Consider the following 17,245-nt stretch of genomic DNA (forward strand, 5'->3'; position numbering starts at 1 on the left):
CCCGGCTCCGTGGCCCGCCCCGGTCAGGGGTGGGCCAGCCCGACGGTGGCGGCGAGGCGGGCGACGTCGGCTGGGGTGGGGCCCGCGCGGAGCACGGCGGTCAGGGCGGCGCGGGCGGCCGGGCGGGTGCGGGTCTCACCGGGGGCGGTGCGGTCGGCGGTGAGCAGGGCCCGCCCGGCGGCGTCGGGGTCGCCCAGGTCGAGGTGGCTGCGGGTGATGTCGATGAGGTGGGCGGCGCGGTGTTCGGCGGGGAGCTGTCGCCAGCCGTCCCGCTCGGTGGCCCGGCGGTGCAGGGCCACGGCCCGATGGTGGTCGCCGAGGTGGGTGGCGGCCAGGGCGCGGGCGAGGTCGACGCTGGTCGGGCCGAACGTGATGCCGTCCGGGTCGGGTGGCTCGTCGGCGGTGGCGAGCGGGACGGCACGCTCGGTCAGGTCGTGGGCGGTGGCGGCATCGCCGTAGCTGGCGGCGGCGAGGGCGGCCTCGATCAGCAGCGCCCCGGTCAGGGCCAGCGCCGGCGGGTCGCCCTGCGCCGCCGCCGGATCGAGCTGGCGTACGGCGGTGAGGGCGGCGGTCCTGGCCAGCCGGCCCCGCCGCAGCGCCCGGAGCACCTGCGCGAGGGTCACCGCCGCCCGGCCGATCCGGATCGGGTCGCCACGGGTGGCGGTCATCATGGCCCGGTCGGCGGCCAGCCAGGCCAGGTGGGCGTGGCCGAGCTTGACCAGCGTCTGGGCGGTGAGCCGGTGCACCCGCACCAGCAGGTCGAGGACGGGCGGGTCCACCGGGCCGGGGTGGCCGGCGTGACGGCTGTCGGCGAGCAGGTCGGGCAGCATCCGTAGCACCTGGGGGTGCTGGCCGTTGCGGTACGCCGCCCAGGCGTACCCGGCCTGGTCGTCAAGCTGCCGCAGCAGGGGACCGGCCGGGGTGGACGCCGGGGTGTCGTGGCGGGCCAGCGCGGCCCGGACCCGTTCCACGCCGGCTCCGACGTCGGTGACCGGTGCCGGCGGGGTCCGCCCGGCGAGCAACAGTTGCGGTGCGACGCCGAGCGCACCGGCCACGGTGTCGATGACGGAGAGCCGATCGAGGGTACGCACCCCGCGCTCGACCTTGTCGACCCAGCTCTTGGACTTGCCGATCCGGTCGGCGAAGACCTGCTGGCTCATGCCCCGGCGGGCCCGTAACTCGGCCATCCGGCGGCCGATCGGCGGCTCGTTTCCGGGGCGCTGCCGGCCGGGGCCGGTCACCGGTCGTGCCCCGGCACCGGCATGGCGTGGGTGGCCTCGCCGCAGCGGGGACACCACCGGGACTTGACCCGGAACGCGAGCAGCCCGAGCAGGAAGCCCGGCACCAGCCCTCCGAACAGGACCGACAGGACCTGGGAAATCATCTGCGCTCTCGCTTTCTGCCGCGCCTGTCGGGAAGCGGGCGACCGTTGCGCCGATCACTCGCTGTCCCCTAGGGTCTACTCGCAGTAAACGGGCATGCCCGGACGCTCGGAAGTCGCGCCGGGTGTCATTGATGTTGAACGTGTGGAACGCAGTCGCAACGGGGAAGGCCACCGATGGCAGTACGGCGACGCAACGAAAGGCTGCTGGCCCTCGTTCGCGAGTGCCGGTGGTCGTATGACGCCTGTGCCGCTGCGGTACGCGCCATCGCGCTGGAAAACGGTGGCGCGCTCCCGTCCTGCGACCGTTCCCATGTGGGGCACTGGATAGCCGGAGTGAAGCCCACCGAGACGACCTCCCGCTACCTGGCCGAAGCCTTCTCCCGCCGGTTGGGCCGGGTCGTCGGTCCGGCCGATCTCGGGCTTGTCGTCGGCGATAGCCTGGAACCTGATCTGACCGGCCTGGATTGGTGGAAGCGCGACCCGGCCACTGATCTCCTGACGCTCGGGAGAGCCGACGTGGAACGACGGGCGTTCGGATTCACCGCCCTATACTCGCTGGCTGCGCTTGCCGTTCCGCTGGGTTCCTGGGAGGACATCGCGGAGCGGGGTCGACGGGCGCGAGGCGGGGGCGCGGCGGTGGGTCGCCGCGAGATCGACGCCGTGCGTGACATGCTTGCGGTGTTCAGCAGAGCCGACGAGCGGTTCGGCGGCGGGCACGCGCGGCTCGCCGTGGTCCAGTACCTCACCTCCGACGTGGCCGGCTACCTTCAGGGCACCTTCGCGTCCGACCAGGACCGTCGGGCCATGTTCAGTGCCGCCGCCGAGTTGACCTATCTCGCGGGCTGGAAGGCGTTCGACTCGTCCCTGCACGGGGTGGCCCAGCGGTACTATCTCCAGTCGCTGCGGTTGGCCAACGAGGCGGACGATCGGGCGTTGGCCGGTTTCACGCTTCGGGCGATGGCCCATCAGGCCGTCGACCTGGGACATGGTGCGGAGGCGTTGCAACTGGCCAATTCGGCCCTCGCCTGGTCGCGGGGGAGGGCGACCCCGGCGGCGACCGCGCTCTTCACCGTTCTGACCGCCCGGGGGCACGCCGCGACGGGTGACCGGGCCAAGATGTCGGCGGCGCTCCGGGCTGCCGAGACCCACCTCGCGAAGGCGTCCCCGGACGACGAGCCGACCTGGATCCAGACCAGCGGTTTCACCCCGACCTCGCTGGCGAGTCAGGCCGGCCAGGCATTGCGTGACCTGGGTGATCTTCCCGCTGCGGAAGCCGAGCTGCGCCGTTCGGTCGCCACCCGCGACACCGAGGCCTACCGGCGGATCCACACCCTGACGTTGGCCAACCTCGCCGACGTCCAGTGTGTTCGAGGACGGCTGCGCGAGGCGACCGAAAGCTGGAACGATGCGCTGGACTCGATGGTCGGCGTCCGGTCCGGCCGTGCCACCGTGGCCGTGAAGAACATGCGTACCCGGCTCAGCAGCTTCGGCCCGCGCCTGCCCCCGTTCGCGAAGCAGCTCGACCAGCGGGCCGCAGCTATTCTCGCTGCGCCTTGATGCCGCCCCGCCCGGCATCCGCGAAAACCGACCCCGTGAGCAACTCTCCACGGGTGCCGTTAGGTAGTCAGGTCGGCGTAGGTGGTCTACTCGTGTTGCCAACCGAGGAGAACACCGTGCCACCGCGTTACCGCTATGAGCAGATCGCCGACGACCTCGCCGGGCGCATCAAGTCCGGCGAGTTCCCGCCGGGCTCCAAGCTGCCCAGCCGACGAGAGTTGATCGAGCAGTACGACGTCACGGAACCCGTCATCGACCGCGCCATGCAGGTGCTACGGATCAAGGGCATGACCGAGACCCTGCCTGGTGTGGGCGTCTTCGTTGTCGAGTAGGTAGCCCTCCCGCTCGGCCATCCGGCCCCTGGGGTCGTTGCGGGTCGGTTCGGTGGGGGGCTCACTGCCCAGCGAGCTGCGGTTGGCTCAGGAGTACGGGCTGAGTCGTACGAGCGTCCGACAAGTGGTGGCACTGCTCCGGTCGGAAGGGCTCGTCATCGTGGAACCACCGCGCGGCACGTTCGTCCGCGCCACCGAGCCGACCGAAACGGTGACTCTCCTCAAGGGCGACACCGCTACCGCCCGGATGCCTGCCCCCGCCGAGCGACGCGAGCTGGAAGATGGGTGAGGGCATCCCGGTCATCGTGATCTTCCGCGCCGAACGGCTCCCCGCGAGCTGTACGCCGCCGACCGTAGCCGCGTGGATCGCTGACCCTCGCCCAATTTTGGGAAGCCCCGCCGCGGGATGCGGCCTGAACCTGTCGACTGGTGACGCTCCGGGTCGTGAGCAGGTGCCGAACGCCATTGGTTCAGGTGCAGGTTGAGCTGTGTCGACGCTTACACTGTCTTCTTGCTGCTCCGCGCTGCCCAGTACCGGTCGCTTTTTTCCGCCCGCAGCGCCGCGTTTTCCTGCCGCATGCCGGCATTCCCACGCTTGAGATCACCGAACCCGCCGCCGGCCACCTGATCGGTCACAAGAGTTTGGTGCTCGCGGAGCCAGTGGCCTGGTACCCGCGTCTCGGAAAGATCGCTGGGCGATCAGGGGGAGGGGCGGTGATCGATGCAATGGTCGAACGGCTATTGCAATCTCCTTCTCGCGTCCGGATACTCATGAGTGGCATTCATATCTACGAATGGACCAACGCATGAATCATCTCCATCGTGATCGTCGTGCCCTCACGGCAGGGTTCGGAGCCGTCCTTCTCGCGCTGAGTCTTCTGGTGTGGCCGGCCGCCGGCGCGACGGCGCAGCTGGAAGCGTCCGATCGGAATGGCGCACAGGCGGGTGTCAACGCTAACTACTATCAGCTCAAGAATCCAGACTCCGGATTGTGTCTGACGCTCTACAATGGCAACATGTTCGATGGGGCGCCGCTGGTTGTCATGCCATGCGCTCAAGGTGGGAGGCCTATGAGCTGGGCTTTCAGTGCCGGGAACGCCGGCAACCTCTCGTCCCAAGCCGATCCGAGTCGATGTGTCGATGTCCTGAATGGCGTGACCGCCGACGGAACTTCCGTGCTCGACTAGACCTGCGGCTCCACCAACCCCAACCAAAAGTGGACCCTCACCAATGGTGGCAGATTGCTGAGCGGTCTGTCAGGCGGTTGGTGTCTCTCTATTTACGGGAATAACCCGGCACCGGGGACCATCGTCGTGCTGATGTCGTGTCTGAATGCGGGTGGAAGCCCTGCACCCTCTCCCTCTTCGTCGCCATCCTCACCTCCGAGTGGGGCGGGCGACTACGCGAAGTGGGTTATCAGCTAGTGGCATGACCGTGAACGGTCGCGGCGTTGGGCCAGGCAGTTCGGTGGCGGGCCGGCCAATGGACTTGGACGACGCGGCGCTACGCCTGGCGGCGTTCCCTCGCCCACTGGTCGTGCCAGCTGCCCCGGCCGCCGACAGGGCTACGTTTCCGCGATGTGGCGGTATCCAAGGTGCGGGGATACCGCCACATCGCGGAACGCGAATCCGGATTCTGGTCGGGCTCGTGTATGTGGCGTTATCGAGATGCGGGAAGGGGGGAGTGGGATGGCGCCTGAACTCTCTGCTCACCCCACCCCCACCACCGGCATAACCACCAGGCGCCAGTGCTTCGACTTCCCTGCCGCGCCGTCAGGCCCTGACGACTCCTGACTGGTCGCGGGACCGGAACGACGCCGGGTTGTGGCAACGGGGCGGGCTACGGGGCGGTGGTCTCGCAGCATGTGCGTTCGTCGCCGGCTGCGGGCGGGGTCTGCGCGGAGGTGCCGTACTGGTCGGAGTCGCCCTTGACCACGTACACCTCCCAGCGCTCGTCGCCGGGTCCGCGAACCCAGACCTTGTCCTGCACGGCGTAGCAGCAGGAGGTGTCGTTCTCGGTCAGGGTGATCAGCCCGGCCTCGGTGAGCCGGTCGGTGGCGGCGGTGACCTGCGCGCCGTCGAACACCTCGACGCCGAGGTGGTCGATCGCGGTGGCCTGGTCCGGGGTGCCTTCGAGCAGGACCAGCTTCAGCGGGGGCTCGGCGATGGCGAAGTTGGCGTAGCCGGGTCGCCGCTTGGCCGGCTCGGTGCCGAACAGCTTCGAGTAGAACGCGATCGACCCTTCCAGGTCGGAGACGCGCAGGGCGAGCTGGACGCGGGACATCCCACACCTCCGGTTGTTTAGATGACTGTCTAGGCAGAGAATTGCACTCTGATTAGATGTTTGTCAAACTAGACGGGTGTCGAGACAAGAACTGCCGATGCTCGCCGACCCGTCGGCCTGCTGCGCGCCGATGGTCACCGAGGCCCTGACGGAGGACGCCGCCGCCGGTCTGGCGCGCGGCTTCAAGGCCCTCGGCGATCCGGTGCGCCTGCGGCTGCTGTCCCTGATCGCCGCCCGGGCCGGCGGCGAGGTGTGCGTGTGCGAACTGACCGACGCGTTCACCCTGACCGGCCCGACGATCTCCCACCACCTGAAGGTGCTACGCGAGGCCGGGTTGATCGACTGCCAGCGCCGGGGCACCTGGGTCTACTACTGGATCGTCCCGGCCCGCCTCGCCGTCCTGTCCCAGCTCCTGGACGTCTCGGCTGCCGCCGCGTCAACCGGGCCGACCCGGTGACGCCCGACCCGCCGCACGCCGTGCTGCGTCGGGCGTCGGCGGAACTGGTCGGCACCGGCCTGCTCGTCACCGCCGTGGTCGGCTCCGGGATCGCCGCCACCCGCCTGTCGCCGCGCGACGTGGGGCTGCAACTGCTGGAGAACGGCATCGCCACCGCGTTCGCCCTCGGCGCGTTGATCCTGATCTTCGGCCCGGTGTCCGGCGCCCACTTCAACCCCGTCGTGTCGCTCGCCGACTGGTGGCAGGCCCGCCGGACGGGAGCCGGTCTGTCGTCCCGTGATCTCGGCGCGTACGTCGTGGCGCAGGTGCTCGGTGCGGTCGGCGGCACGGTACTGGCACACCTGATGTTCGGGTTGCCTGCCGTCACCATCTCCACCCGCCAGCGCGACGGGGGCGGACTGTGGTTGGCCGAGGTCGTCGCGACCGCCGGGCTCCTGCTGCTGGTCGCCGCCCTGGCCCGTACCCGCCGGACCGCGTTCGCTCCGGCGGCGGTCGGGGCGTGGATCGGTGGCGCGTACTGGTTCACCGCCTCCACCTCGTTCGCCAACCCGGCCGTCACGATCGGCCGCATCTTCACCGACACCTTCGCCGGCATCGCCCCCACCTCGGCGGCCGGATTCGTCGCCGCGCAACTCGCCGCCGTCGGGGTCGCGGTCGCCGCGACCACCTGGTGGTATCCGACCGTCCGACAGCGGGACGGGGTGGCGGTCGAGCTGGCACCGGCGCAGCCGGAACGGGCCGCCTCATGACCGGCGTCCGGCCGCCCCGCCCCGATCTCGTGCCGATGACCGACGGGCACGCCCCGGCAGTGCTCGACATCTACCGGCACGGGATCGCCACCGGCGACGCCACCTTCGAGACCGAACCACCCACCTGGGCCCGGTTCACCGCCACCCGCCTGCCCGGACACCGCTGGGTCGCCGTCGACCACACGGCGGCCGACCGTGTGCTCGGCTGGGTCGCGTGCACCCCGGTGTCCGACCGGTGCGTGTACGCCGGGGTCGTGGAGCACTCCGTCTACGTCCACCCCGACGCCCGGGGGCGAGGCGTCGGCCGGCTCCTGCTCCACCGGCTCATCGACTCCACCGAACGGGCCGGCATCTGGACCATCCAGTCCGGCGTCTTCCCCGAGAACACCGCCAGCCTCGCCCTGCACCACGCCTGCGGCTTCCGCACCATCGGCGTCCGCGAACGCCTCGGCCGCCACCACGACCGATGGCGCGACGTCGTCCTGATCGAACGCCGCAGCCCCACCGTCACCTGACCGCCGCAGCACCGAAAGAGGTCCACCCATGAGCACCCCCGCCCGGCCCACCACGCCATCGGTGCTGTTCGTCTGCGTCCACAACGCCGGCCGCTCCCAGATGGCCGCCGGCTGGCTGCGCCACCTCGCCGGAAACACCGTCGAGGTCCGCTCCGCCGGCTCCGAACCCGCCGACCACGTCAACCCCGTCGCGGTCGACGCCATGCGCGAGGTCGGCATCGACATCACCGCCGAGCAGCCGAAGCTCCTCGACCGGGACGCCGCCGAGGCCAGCGACGTGATCGTCACCATGGGCTGCGGCGACACCTGCCCCGTCTTCCCCGGCAAACGCTACGAGGACTGGAAACTCACCGACCCCGCCGGCCAGCCGCTGTCCGTCGTCCGCGAGATCCGCGACGAGATCCGCCAGCACGTTGCCCGCCTCCTCGCCGACCTGACCTGAGTGTTCAACCTGATCGACGTCGTTCGAAGGCCCTAAATGGATTGCCGGGGGTCGGCGGGCGCTGGGATGCTGCGGCCGACCGGGAGCGGGGAGGGGCCAGCATGCCGTCGGAGTCCGAGCCGGAAGTCCGTACCGTGGCTGGTGTCCTGCGCGGCTGCCGGGAGGCGGGCCTGGCGGTGTTCCGGGGCATCCGGTACGCCGAGCCGCCGGTCGGTGCCCTCCGGTTCGCCGCGCCGCAGCCGGTATCCCACTGGGACGGCGTACGCCCGGCGGTCGCCTTCGGTCCGCCGCCGCCCCAGCCCGACGCGTTCGGGACGTCCCCGCAGGACACCGGCGACGACTGGCTGACGCTCAACGTGTGGACGCCGGAGCCGGACCTGGCGGCGGGGTTGCCGGTGATGGTGTGGATCCCCGGTGGTGGTTACCTCGTCGGCTGTTCCGGCCTGCCGCAGTACGACGGCGGGCACCTCGCCCGCAGCGCGACGGTGGTGGTGACGCTCAACTACCGCCTCGGTTTCGAGGGTTTCGGGCAGCTCGACGGGGCACCGGCCAACCGGGGGCTGCTCGACCAGGTGGCGGCCCTGGAGTGGGTGCGGGACAACATCCATGCCTTCGGCGGCGACCCGGGCCGGGTGACGGTCTTCGGGCAGTCGGCCGGCGGCGGCTCGGTCGCCGCGCTGCTGGCCATGCCGCGCGCCGCCGGGCTGTTCCGGCGGGCGGTCGCGCAGAGCGTCCCGGGGACGTTCTTCTCACCCGACCTCGCCGCCGACGTCACCGCCGCCTGCGCCGCCGAGCTGGGGGTACGACCGACCGTTGCCGACCTGTCGACGGTGCCGCCGGCCCGGCTGCCGGCCGTCGGCGAGGCGGTCTCGGCCGGGATCGTCCGGTGGCGGGAGCGGTGGGGGTCGATCACCCACCGGCCGATCCCGTTCGCGCCGGTCGTCGACGGGGACGTGCTGCCGGCGACCCCGTGGCGGGCGCTGGCCGACGGTGCCGCGCGGGACGTCGACCTGCTCGTCGGGCACACCCGGGACGAGCACCGGCTGTTCAGCCTGCTCGACGGCGTGCTCGGCCAGGTCACCCCGGAGCAGACCGGGACGGCGCTGCGGATGTTGGCCCCGGGGCGGGACGGTGCCGGCCGTTACCGGGAGGCGTTCCCGGACGCCACCGACGAGCAGTTGTACGAGCTGGTCAACGCGGACTGGTTGTTCCGGATGCCGAGCCTGCACCTGGCCGACGCGCAGCTCGCCGGGGGCGGCCGGGCGTACCTCTACGAGCTGACCTGGCCGGCGCCGGGCCTGGGCGGCGGCCTCGGTGCCTGTCACGGCCTGGACGTGCCGCTGGTCTTCGGCAACCTGACCGGCGGGCAGCCCGCGATGCTGATCGGTGACCCGCCCACCCCAGCGGCGCACGAGCTGTCCGGGCAGCTCCGCGGGGCGTGGACGACGTTCGCCGCGACCGGCGACCCCGGCTGGCCGTTGTACGACGCCGGTCGCCGTACCCGGATCTTCGACGAGCGGTCGACGGTGGCCGCGTACCCGGAGGACGCCTCACGGCTGCTGTGGCGGGACCACACCTTCGGCGCGCTCCCGCTGCTCGCCGGATAGCGCCGGGGCGGCGGAGCCCGGCCGTTCCCCGGCGGCGGTGCGGGTGAACCGGTCGGCGAGCAGCGCGAACGCCTCGGTGAGGGCCGGCGGGCCGACCACCGTGATCCCGGTGTCGTACCGGGCGACGGCGGCGGCCAGGCTCACCCAGGACCACGACCCGAGGGTGAGCCGGCACCGGTCGGGAGCGATCTCCTCGACCAGGCCGTCGCGGGTGTACCGGGCGACGGTCGCCGCGGGCAGGTCGAGGAGCACCGTGCCCCGGCAGGGCCAGTCCGCCGACCCGCCGGCCGACCCCCGGAAGACCCCGGTGAGGTACGTGGCGACGTCCCCGCCGGGCAGGGGTCTCGGGGTGAAGCGTGGCCCGTGCGGCGGGCGCAGGGTGATCCGGTCGACGCGGAAGGTGCGCCAGTCGGCCCGGTCGAGGTCCCAGGCGACCAGGTACCACCGGCCGTCCCAGGTGACGACGTGGTGCGGTTCGGCGTGCCGGGCCGGTCGGTCGGTGCCGCCGGTCCCGTAGTCGAAGCGCAGGATCTCGCGGGTCTGCACGGCGGCACTGAGCGCCAGCAGCACCCCGCCGTCGACCGGCGCGGTCGGCGTGCCGGCGGGTCGCGCGACGGCGGTCACGCTGAGCGCCCCGACCCGCTGCCGCAGCCGGGTCGGCAACACCTGTCGTACGGTGTGCAGCGCCCGCGCGGCGGCGTCCGCGAGCGCCCCGTCCGCGCCGGTCGCCGCGACCTGGAGGGCGACGGTCAGGGCGACGGCCTGCTCGTCGTCGAACAGCAGCGGGGGCAGTTCGGTGCCGGCGTCGAGCCGGTAACCACCGTCGGGACCTTTGACGGCGGCGACGGGGTAGCCCAGTTCCCGCAGCCGGTCGACGTCGCGGCGCACGGTACGCAGGCTGATGCCGAGGCGCTCGGCCAGCACGGTGCCGGACCAGTCCCGGCGGGTCTGCAACAGCGACAGCAGGGCGAGCAGTCGGGCGGACGTGGTCGGCATGAGTCCGATTCTGCCCGCAGTAGGTGCCACACCCTGTCACCTACTGCTGCGAATCTTGCTCCTGACCAGCCCACTACCGGGCGTCGAGCACCATCAGCAAGGAGTCGACCATGGCCATCTCCGCCACCACACACCTCAACTTCCGGGGTGACGCCCGTGCGGCGCTGGAGTTCTACCAGGCCGTGTTCGGTGGCCACCGCACCGTCGTCAGCTACGGCGACCTGGGGATGCCGAAGGACCTGCCGGACGCCGACAAGGTCGTCTTCGGTCAGGTCACCGCCGACAACGGCTTCGCCATCATGGCCTACGACGTGCCCGCCGGTGCCCCCGCCGCAGCCGCGCCGACCGCCACCACCCGCGCGAACGGCACGACGCTGACCGGCGAGCGGTTCTTCGTCTCCGTCCGGGGCGACAGCGCCGAGGAGGTCGGTGTGCTCTGGCACCGGCTCGCCGAGGGCGCCCAGGTGATCGAGGAGTACGGCCCGTCGGCGTGGGCACCCGGGTTCGGCATGCTCACCGACCGGTTCGGCGTCACCTGGGTCCTCGACGTCGCCACCCCGTACGCCGGCTGATCATCGGTCCTCCGGTTCGGGGCCGCCGGTGCACGGCGGCCCCGGACCGGGCGGTCACTCGGTGCGCAGCCCGTCGGCGCGGGTGAGCCGCCACAGCAGCGGCATGCTCAGCCCGCTGATCGCCAGGACGGCCAGCCCGCCGAGGCCGACGGCGAAGCCGACCAGCGGCCAGGCGACCGTGACGGGGGCCTGCACCATCCGCAGCAGGGCCGCGCCGAGGCCGAGCCCGAAGCCGGTGGCCAGCACCAGCCCGACCCCGACCGGCAGGGCGGTCTGCCACAGCACGGACCAGCCGAGGGTGCTGCGTCGGGTGCCCACGGCCACCAGCATGGCCAGCAGGCGGCGGCGTTCCCGCAGCTGCTCCAGCGTGCCGACGAGCATGCTGGTGGCGATCAGCAGCAGGGTGACGACCGTGCCGATGGCCAGGCCGCGTTGGATGTCGGCGAACCGGGGCGACACGATGGTCGAGGACAGCACGGACACGGGCGTGGTGAGGTCGATCGCGGCGACGGCGTTGCGGACGTGTTCGACCGCGTCCGGGGCGGCCGGGTCGAGCTGGAGGTAGACGGTCGAGCGCAGCGGACCGAGGGTCCGCGGGCCGACCGCGCCGGGGGTGACCAGCACCGCGTTCGCCATCCAGCCGGCCGGGTCGGGTCGGGCCGTCGCGGGCCGCGCCGTGGCGGGCACCCGCCATCGTGACCCGTCCTCGCCGGTGAGCACCGTGCCGGTGGGGACGACCGCCGGGTCACCCGGATCGGACACCAGGAAGGTGTCGCCGTCCACGCACCGGTCGAGGCGGGCGAACTCGGCCAGCGCGGCGCAGTCGCCGACCCGGATCTCCACCGGTGGGCCGTCCGACGAGCCGGCGTTGGCCCCGGCGCTGAGGGTGCCGGTCGCGGCGGTCACCCCGTCGGCCCCGCCGAGCTGCCGCAGCACCCGGGCCAGGTCCGGCTGGTCCTGGAACTGCACCTGCACCTGCGCCCGGGAGGTGTCCTGCCCGCTGGCGGTGGTGAAGTCCCCGGCGATCCCGGCGAAGAGCATCTGCAGGCCGATGGTGCCAGCGACGGCCACGGCGATGCCGTTGACCAGCCGGGCGGAGGTGGCGCTGTCCAGCTGCACCCGGCGGACCGCCAGCTGCCAGGAAACCGGACCGCCGCGCAGCCATCGGACCAGCAGGTCGGTCAGCCAGGGCAGCACGGTGACCGTGCCGGTCAGCAGCAGCACCGCGCCGGCCGGCACCACCCAGCGGGTGACCCCGCCGTCGCCCTCGCGCAGACCGGCCACGGGCAGGAGCATGGCCAGGCCGACGGCGGGCAGCAGCAGCCGCCACCAGAGCCGCCGGCGGGCCGGGGTGCTGCGCCGGGCGACGCCGAGCGGCTCGACCACGACCGCACGCAGCGCCAGCATCGCCACCAGCACGGCCAGCGCCGGCACGGCCAGCACGACGGCCAGCAGCAGCGCGGTGGGCGGTCGGATGTCGGCGGCGTACACGCTGATGTCGTAGAGGGTGACCAGCGGGACGAGCTGGCGGCCGGCGAGCAGGAACCCGATGCCGACGACGACCCCGAGCAGGGCACCGGCGGCGGCCTCGCCGGCGGCGATCCGCCGGACCATGGTGGTGTCCGCGCCGACCAGGCGCAGCGCGGCGAGCCGCCGGTCACGTCGCTCACCGCCGTAGCGCACGGCGGAGCCGAGGAACACCGCGATGGGCAGCAGCAGCACCACGAAGATGATCGCCACCAGCAGCATCAGCACCGGGCTCAGGCCCTCGCCGGGCAGCCCACCGCCGAAGCTGTCCAGCCGGGTCGCCCCGGACGTGTCGGACAGCCGGCCGTCGCCCTGGTAGTAGGCCAGTTCGTTGGGGCCGGCGAGGCCCTCGTCGGCGATGGTCCCGGTGACCCGCGCGCCGCCCAGCCGGGGAGCGAACAGCGCGCCGTCGGGGGAGTCGAGCAGCCGGCGCAGGGCGGGGGAGACGGCCACCTCCCCGGGGGCGGGCAGGGCGGTCAGTCCCGGCGGGACAGGGGCGGCCGGTCCCTCCGGCCGCACCAGTCGGCCCCGCACCGGCCGGCCCCGGAACTCGGTGTCCAGCGCGTGCACCAGCAGGGTGCCGGGACCGGCCGCGATCTTCTCACCGAACCGCAGATCGTCGCGGGCGTCGCCGCGCGCCTGCCGGGCGTCGAGCGCCCCGGGCACGGCGGTGGCCAGCAGCAGCATGGCCACCCCGATCCCGACGCCGACGGCGGTGAGCAGCGCCCGGGTCCAACCCTCCCGGCCGCCGGTGACGGCCATCCGGGCACCCATCGCCAGGTCCGCGAGCGCGCCCCGACCGGTCACGCCGCCACCTCCAGGCTGCGGGTCCGCCCGTCGCGCACCACGACCTCCCGGTCGGAGTACGCGGCCACCCGCGCCTCGTGGGTGACCAGGACCACCGCCGCCCCGGTGTCCCGGGCGGCCTCGGTGAGCAGCCGCATGACCCGTTCGCCGTTGAGCGAGTCCAGCGCGCCGGTCGGCTCGTCGGCGAAGATCACCCGGGGGCGGGTGACCAGCGCGCGGGCCACCGCGACGCGCTGCCCCTGGCCGCCGGAGACCTCGCCGGGGCGCTTGCCGGCCACCTCGGTCACCTCCAGCCGTTCCAGCCACTGCCCGGCCCGCTGCTCGGCCTCGCGGCGGGGGACGCGGGCCAGCCGCAGCGGCAGCGCGACGTTCTCCAGGCAGGTCAGCTCGGGCACCAGCTGGCCGAACTGGAAGACGAACCCGAAGGCCTCCCGGCGCAGGGCGCTGCGCCGGGCGTCGGTCATCGTCACCAGGTCCTGGCCGTCGAAGACGACCCGGCCCCGGTCGGGGCGGACGATCCCGGCCAGGCAGTGCAGCAGGGTGGACTTGCCGGAGCCGGACGACCCGAGCACCGCGACCACCTCGCCCTCGTCGATGCGCAGCCCGGCGTCGACCAGCGCGACGGTCTCGCCGAAGCTGCGGTACAGGCCCTCGGCGACCAGCAGCGGGGCGCTCATGCGCGCACCCGCGCGGCCAGGTCGTCGAGGCGGGCGGTGGTGAGTTCGAGCCAGCGCAAGTCGGCCTCCAGGTGGAAGAGCGCGTGATCACAGATCAACTGCTCGGCGAGGTCGCCGTCGCGCTTGCGCCGGGTCAGCTCCCGCATCAGGCGCAGGTGCTCGGCGCGCTGCACGTCGAGCAGTTCGGCGGCCTCGCGGCCGGTGAGCAGGGCGAGCACCACCTTGGTGTAGAGGATGCTCTGCAGGTAGGGCTCGGGTTGTTCCGGGCGGGCCAGCCACTGGGCCACGTCGGCGACGCCGGCCTCGGTGATCGCGTACCGCTTGCGGTCGGGGCCCTCGCCGGGCTCCACCGCCTCCACCTCGACCAGACCGCCGCGCAGCAGCCGGGACAGGGTCGCGTACACCTGGCCGTAGGCGACCGGGCGGGAGTGGCCGAAGTGTTCGTCGTAGCGCCGTTTGATGTCGTAGCCGTGCCGGGGGGTCGCCTCCAGCAGGCCGAGGAAGGTCTGGCCGATGGACATGCCGGCGACTATACACACGGCGTATACATGCGTTGTCTACACCCCGCGCTGACCTTGTCGGGACGGGTTCCCGGCGGTGCGCTCCCCGGCGTCGGCGAATGTGACACCGGTCGACGGATTGACCCGCAGATTGATACATGTCAGTGTTTCCTTCCCCGGCGTTTCCGCCGCGGTCCCACCCCCGGGCCGCGGGCTCCCGTCCACCCCTTGTCGTAGCCGACAGACGGGACGGTGACGCCCGGGCGGATGCCCCGCCGACCCCCATGAGGAGCACGCATGAAGCGCAGAACCCTGGCGATCGCCGCCGTCACCGCGGTGACGTTCGCCCTGGCCGCGCCACCGGCCACGGCCGCCACGACCGCCCGGCCGGCCACCGCCGCGCCGGCCGTCGCCGCGCTCGCCGCGCCGGACGTCTCGGTCAGCAACGTGCAGGCGCACCTGGCCCAGTTCCAGAGCATCGCCACCAGCAACGGCGGCAACCGGCGGGCCGGCTCGGCCGGCTACACCGCCTCGGTCGCCTACGTGAAGTCCAAGCTCCAGGCCGCCGGCTACACGGTCACCGAACAGACCTGCACCACCTGCACCTACCGGGGCAACAACGTGATCGCCGAGTGGCCGCAGGGCCCCGCCGACGACGTGGTCATGTTCGGCGCGCACCTGGACGGCGTGGCCGCCGGGCCGGGCATCAACGACAACGGCTCCGGCTCGTCGGTGCTGCTGGAGAACGCCCTGGTGCTGGCCCAGCAGAACCCGGGCATGACCAAGCGGGTCCGGTTCGCCTGGTGGAACGGCGAGGAGCAGGGTCTGCAGGGCTCCAAGTTCTACGTCAACTCGCTGACCACCGCCCAGAAGGGCTACATCAAGGGCTACTACAACTTCGACATGGTCGCCTCGACCAACGGCGGCTACTTCATCAACCGGGTCACCTCCAGCACGGCCGCGCCGCTCAAGGCGTACTGGGACTCGCTCGGGCTGTCGCCGGAGGAGAACACCGAGGGCCAGGGCCGCTCCGACGACTACTCGTTCCAGCAGGCCGGCATCCCGACCTCCGGTTACGCGATGGGGGCCAGCGCCCGTAAGACCAGCTCGCAGGCCAGCAAGTGGGGCGGCACCGCCAACGCGGCGTACGACCCGTGCTACCACTCGTCCTGCGACACCACCAGCAACATCAACGCCACCGGGCTCAACCGCAGTGCCGACGGCGTCGCGTACGCCATCTGGGACCTCGCGGTCGGCGGCGGCACCCCGACCAACGACTTCTCCGTCGCGGTCAGCCCGACCTCGGGTGGCGTCGCCCGGGGCGGATCCACCACCGCCACGGTCAGCACCGCGACCACCAGCGGCAGCGCCCAGACCGTCGCCCTGTCGGCCTCCGGTGCGCCCAGCGGCGTGAGCGTCTCGTTCAGCCCGTCGTCGGTCACCTCCGGCGGCTCGGCCACCATGACGGTCAGCGCGTCGTCGAGCGCCGCCCTCGGCACCTTCACCCTCACCGTGACCGGCACCGGCTCGGCCACCCGGACGGCCAGCTACACCCTGACCGTCACGGGCGGCACCGGTAGCTGCACCGGCGGGCAGGTCGTCGGCAACGGCGGCTTCGAGTCGGGCACCAGCCCGTGGACGGCCACCACCGGCGTCATCACCAACTCGTCCAGCCAGCCGGCCCGTACCGGCTCATACAAGGCGTGGCTCAACGGCAACGGCAGCACCAGCACCGACACGCTCTCCCAGTCGGTGACCGTGCCGGCCGGCTGCTCCTCCTACACCCTCGCCTTCTACCTGCACATCGACACCGCCGAGCGGACCACCACCGTGGCGTACGACAAGCTGGTGGTCCAGGTCGGCAGCACCACGCTGGCGACGTACTCCAACCTCAACAAGGCGACCGGCTACACGCTGCGCTCGTTCGACGTGGGCGCGTACGCCGGCCAGACGGTGACCCTGAAGTTCACCGGCACCGAGGACTCCTCGCTGCAGACCAGCTTCGTCATCGACGACGTGACGTTGCAGGCGAGCTGACCGACCCGGGTGGGGTGGACGCCTGGTCCACCCCACCCGGACCGCCTGTTTTCCCCTACCCGGACCGTCATGGTTCCCCCATCCGGACCGTCATGGCGATAAATGTCGTACCCGGATCGGAGGATGTGGGCATGGCTGCCCCCGCGCTGTCCCACCACAGTGGTCAACCCCGATCCGTGCCGCTGCGCGAGCTGCGTACCCGGCTGACCCAGCTGATCGCGATGGCCGAGCTGACCGACACGGTCACCCTGGTCACCCGTGACGGCGACACCCGGCCGGTCGCCGCGATCGTGCCGGCCCCCGCCGCGCGCAGCGCCGCCCAGGCCCGCGCCGACGACGAGCGCCTCGGCACGGTGACCGCAGGTTGGGCCCGTCGCCTGGAGGAGTCGCACCGACAGGGCGCCCGCCGGCACGCCGCCGAGCTGCGGGCGGTGACCGATGCGTTGGCCGAGGTCTGGGCCGAGCTGGACCGGCACGTCCCGCCCGGCACCGACCCGACCGTCGACCGGCTCCGTGCCGCCCACACCGACCTCCGCCGCGACTGACCCCGGGCACACCCGACGTCCACGGTGACCGCGTCATCCCGGCCGCCCAGCCCGACCCGCGTCGCGCCCGCCCCCGGGGCGATCCCGACCCGTGCCACGACCGGCACGCCCGCCGGTAGACGCGTCGTGCCCACTCGACTCCACTTCCCACCCCGGTCGCCCCACCCTGCTCCCCGCTCGCCCCACCCCGCTCGCCCCGCCCCGCCCCGGTGATCAAGAGGTTTGCGTCAGCTGATCAAGAGGTTTGCGTCAACTTCG

19 protein-coding genes and 1 pseudogene are annotated in these 17,245 nt (G+C 72.5%); 13 read left to right on the forward strand and 7 right to left on the reverse strand.

Annotation, left to right across the window (positions count from 1 at the left end; all coding sequences use genetic code 11):
• Positions 1–23: 23 nt before the first annotated feature.
• Entirely contained in the window at positions 24–1,187 is a 1,164-nt protein-coding gene (locus O7625_RS21385; RefSeq protein ID WP_282340953.1) for a helix-turn-helix domain-containing protein, read from the reverse strand.
• 50 nt (positions 1,188–1,237) lie between these two features.
• Complete coding sequence (locus tag O7625_RS21390; protein ID WP_282340955.1) at positions 1,238–1,384, reverse strand: hypothetical protein; 147 nt, start codon at positions 1,382–1,384, stop codon at positions 1,238–1,240.
• Positions 1,385–1,717: 333 nt separating this feature from the next.
• Between O7625_RS21390 and O7625_RS21395 the strand changes: the two genes are divergently transcribed.
• The 5 genes from O7625_RS21395 to O7625_RS21415 all read left to right on the forward strand — a co-directional run bounded on the left by O7625_RS21395 (position 1,718) and on the right by O7625_RS21415 (position 4,460).
• Positions 1,718–2,941: a Tat pathway signal protein gene (locus O7625_RS21395; protein ID WP_282340957.1), complete on the forward strand. Its 1,224-nt coding sequence runs from the start codon at positions 1,718–1,720 to the stop codon at positions 2,939–2,941.
• Positions 2,942–3,033: 92 nt separating this feature from the next.
• The gene (locus O7625_RS21400; protein ID WP_282340959.1) at positions 3,034–3,273 is read left to right on the forward strand and encodes a GntR family transcriptional regulator; all 240 of its coding nucleotides are present in this window, start codon (positions 3,034–3,036) and stop codon (positions 3,271–3,273) included.
• 52 nt (positions 3,274–3,325) lie between these two features.
• Positions 3,326–3,562: a GntR family transcriptional regulator gene (locus O7625_RS21405; RefSeq protein ID WP_282340961.1), complete on the forward strand. Its 237-nt coding sequence runs from the start codon at positions 3,326–3,328 to the stop codon at positions 3,560–3,562.
• A gap of 185 nt (positions 3,563–3,747) precedes the next feature.
• Entirely contained in the window at positions 3,748–4,083 is a 336-nt protein-coding gene (locus O7625_RS21410) for a hypothetical protein (RefSeq protein ID WP_282340962.1), read from the forward strand.
• The gene (locus tag O7625_RS21415; RefSeq protein ID WP_282340963.1) at positions 4,080–4,460 is read left to right on the forward strand and encodes an RICIN domain-containing protein; all 381 of its coding nucleotides are present in this window, start codon (positions 4,080–4,082) and stop codon (positions 4,458–4,460) included. The genes O7625_RS21410 and O7625_RS21415 overlap by 4 nt, the downstream gene beginning before the upstream one ends.
• A 652-nt stretch (positions 4,461–5,112) precedes the next feature.
• On the opposite strand, the gene O7625_RS21420 is transcribed toward O7625_RS21415, so the two are convergent.
• Positions 5,113–5,556 carry an ArsI/CadI family heavy metal resistance metalloenzyme gene (locus O7625_RS21420; protein ID WP_282340964.1) on the reverse strand — a complete coding sequence of 148 codons (444 nt, stop codon included), beginning with the start codon at positions 5,554–5,556 and terminating at the stop codon, positions 5,113–5,115.
• 130 nt (positions 5,557–5,686) lie between these two features.
• Between O7625_RS21420 and O7625_RS21425 the strand changes: the two genes are divergently transcribed.
• From O7625_RS21425 to O7625_RS21445, 5 genes and pseudogenes are all read left to right on the forward strand, one after another.
• Positions 5,687–6,013 carry a metalloregulator ArsR/SmtB family transcription factor gene (locus O7625_RS21425; RefSeq protein ID WP_204960779.1) on the forward strand — a complete coding sequence of 109 codons (327 nt, stop codon included), beginning with the start codon at positions 5,687–5,689 and terminating at the stop codon, positions 6,011–6,013.
• Positions 6,010–6,669, forward strand: a pseudogene (locus tag O7625_RS21430) (aquaporin); the annotation flags it as partial. The gene O7625_RS21425 and the pseudogene O7625_RS21430, both read left to right, overlap by 4 nt.
• A 128-nt stretch (positions 6,670–6,797) precedes the next feature.
• Entirely contained in the window at positions 6,798–7,277 is a 480-nt protein-coding gene (locus tag O7625_RS21435) for a GNAT family N-acetyltransferase (protein ID WP_282347041.1), read from the forward strand.
• 28 nt (positions 7,278–7,305) lie between these two features.
• Complete coding sequence (locus O7625_RS21440) at positions 7,306–7,719, forward strand: arsenate reductase ArsC (protein ID WP_282340966.1); 414 nt, start codon at positions 7,306–7,308, stop codon at positions 7,717–7,719.
• 101 nt (positions 7,720–7,820) lie between these two features.
• The gene (locus O7625_RS21445) at positions 7,821–9,326 is read left to right on the forward strand and encodes a carboxylesterase family protein (protein ID WP_282340967.1); all 1,506 of its coding nucleotides are present in this window, start codon (positions 7,821–7,823) and stop codon (positions 9,324–9,326) included.
• On the opposite strand, the gene O7625_RS21450 is transcribed toward O7625_RS21445, so the two are convergent.
• Positions 9,270–10,322: a WYL domain-containing protein gene (locus O7625_RS21450; protein ID WP_282340968.1), complete on the reverse strand. Its 1,053-nt coding sequence runs from the start codon at positions 10,320–10,322 to the stop codon at positions 9,270–9,272. The two genes, O7625_RS21445 and O7625_RS21450, sit on opposite strands and share 57 nt — an antisense overlap.
• A 110-nt stretch (positions 10,323–10,432) precedes the next feature.
• On the opposite strand from O7625_RS21450, the gene O7625_RS21455 reads away from it, so the two are divergent.
• Complete coding sequence (locus O7625_RS21455; protein WP_282340969.1) at positions 10,433–10,894, forward strand: VOC family protein; 462 nt, start codon at positions 10,433–10,435, stop codon at positions 10,892–10,894.
• A gap of 54 nt (positions 10,895–10,948) precedes the next feature.
• Here the strand turns inward: O7625_RS21455 and O7625_RS21460 are convergent, their stop codons facing one another.
• Genes O7625_RS21460 through O7625_RS21470 form a run of 3 tightly spaced genes read right to left on the reverse strand, consistent with a single transcriptional unit; the run spans position 10,949 to position 14,426 of the window.
• Positions 10,949–13,228, reverse strand: a complete 2,280-nt coding sequence (locus O7625_RS21460; RefSeq protein ID WP_282340970.1) for an ABC transporter permease — start codon at positions 13,226–13,228, stop codon at positions 10,949–10,951.
• A complete protein-coding gene (locus O7625_RS21465; RefSeq protein ID WP_282340972.1) occupies positions 13,225–13,905 on the reverse strand; it encodes an ABC transporter ATP-binding protein in 681 nt (226 codons plus the stop codon). The genes O7625_RS21460 and O7625_RS21465 overlap by 4 nt, the downstream gene beginning before the upstream one ends.
• Complete coding sequence (locus O7625_RS21470) at positions 13,902–14,426, reverse strand: PadR family transcriptional regulator (protein ID WP_282340974.1); 525 nt, start codon at positions 14,424–14,426, stop codon at positions 13,902–13,904. The genes O7625_RS21465 and O7625_RS21470 overlap by 4 nt, the downstream gene beginning before the upstream one ends.
• Positions 14,427–14,702: 276 nt before the next feature.
• Between O7625_RS21470 and O7625_RS21475 the strand changes: the two genes are divergently transcribed.
• A complete protein-coding gene (locus tag O7625_RS21475; protein ID WP_282340976.1) occupies positions 14,703–16,442 on the forward strand; it encodes a M28 family peptidase in 1,740 nt (579 codons plus the stop codon).
• A 131-nt stretch (positions 16,443–16,573) separates the two neighbouring features.
• A complete protein-coding gene (locus O7625_RS21480; protein WP_282340978.1) occupies positions 16,574–16,987 on the forward strand; it encodes a type II toxin-antitoxin system Phd/YefM family antitoxin in 414 nt (137 codons plus the stop codon).
• Positions 16,988–17,245: the final 258 nt, after the last annotated feature.

The sequence above is a fragment of the Micromonospora sp. WMMD714 genome, from assembly GCF_029581315.1.
In the GTDB taxonomy this organism is placed as follows: Bacteria; Actinomycetota; Actinomycetes; order Mycobacteriales; family Micromonosporaceae; genus Micromonospora; species Micromonospora rifamycinica.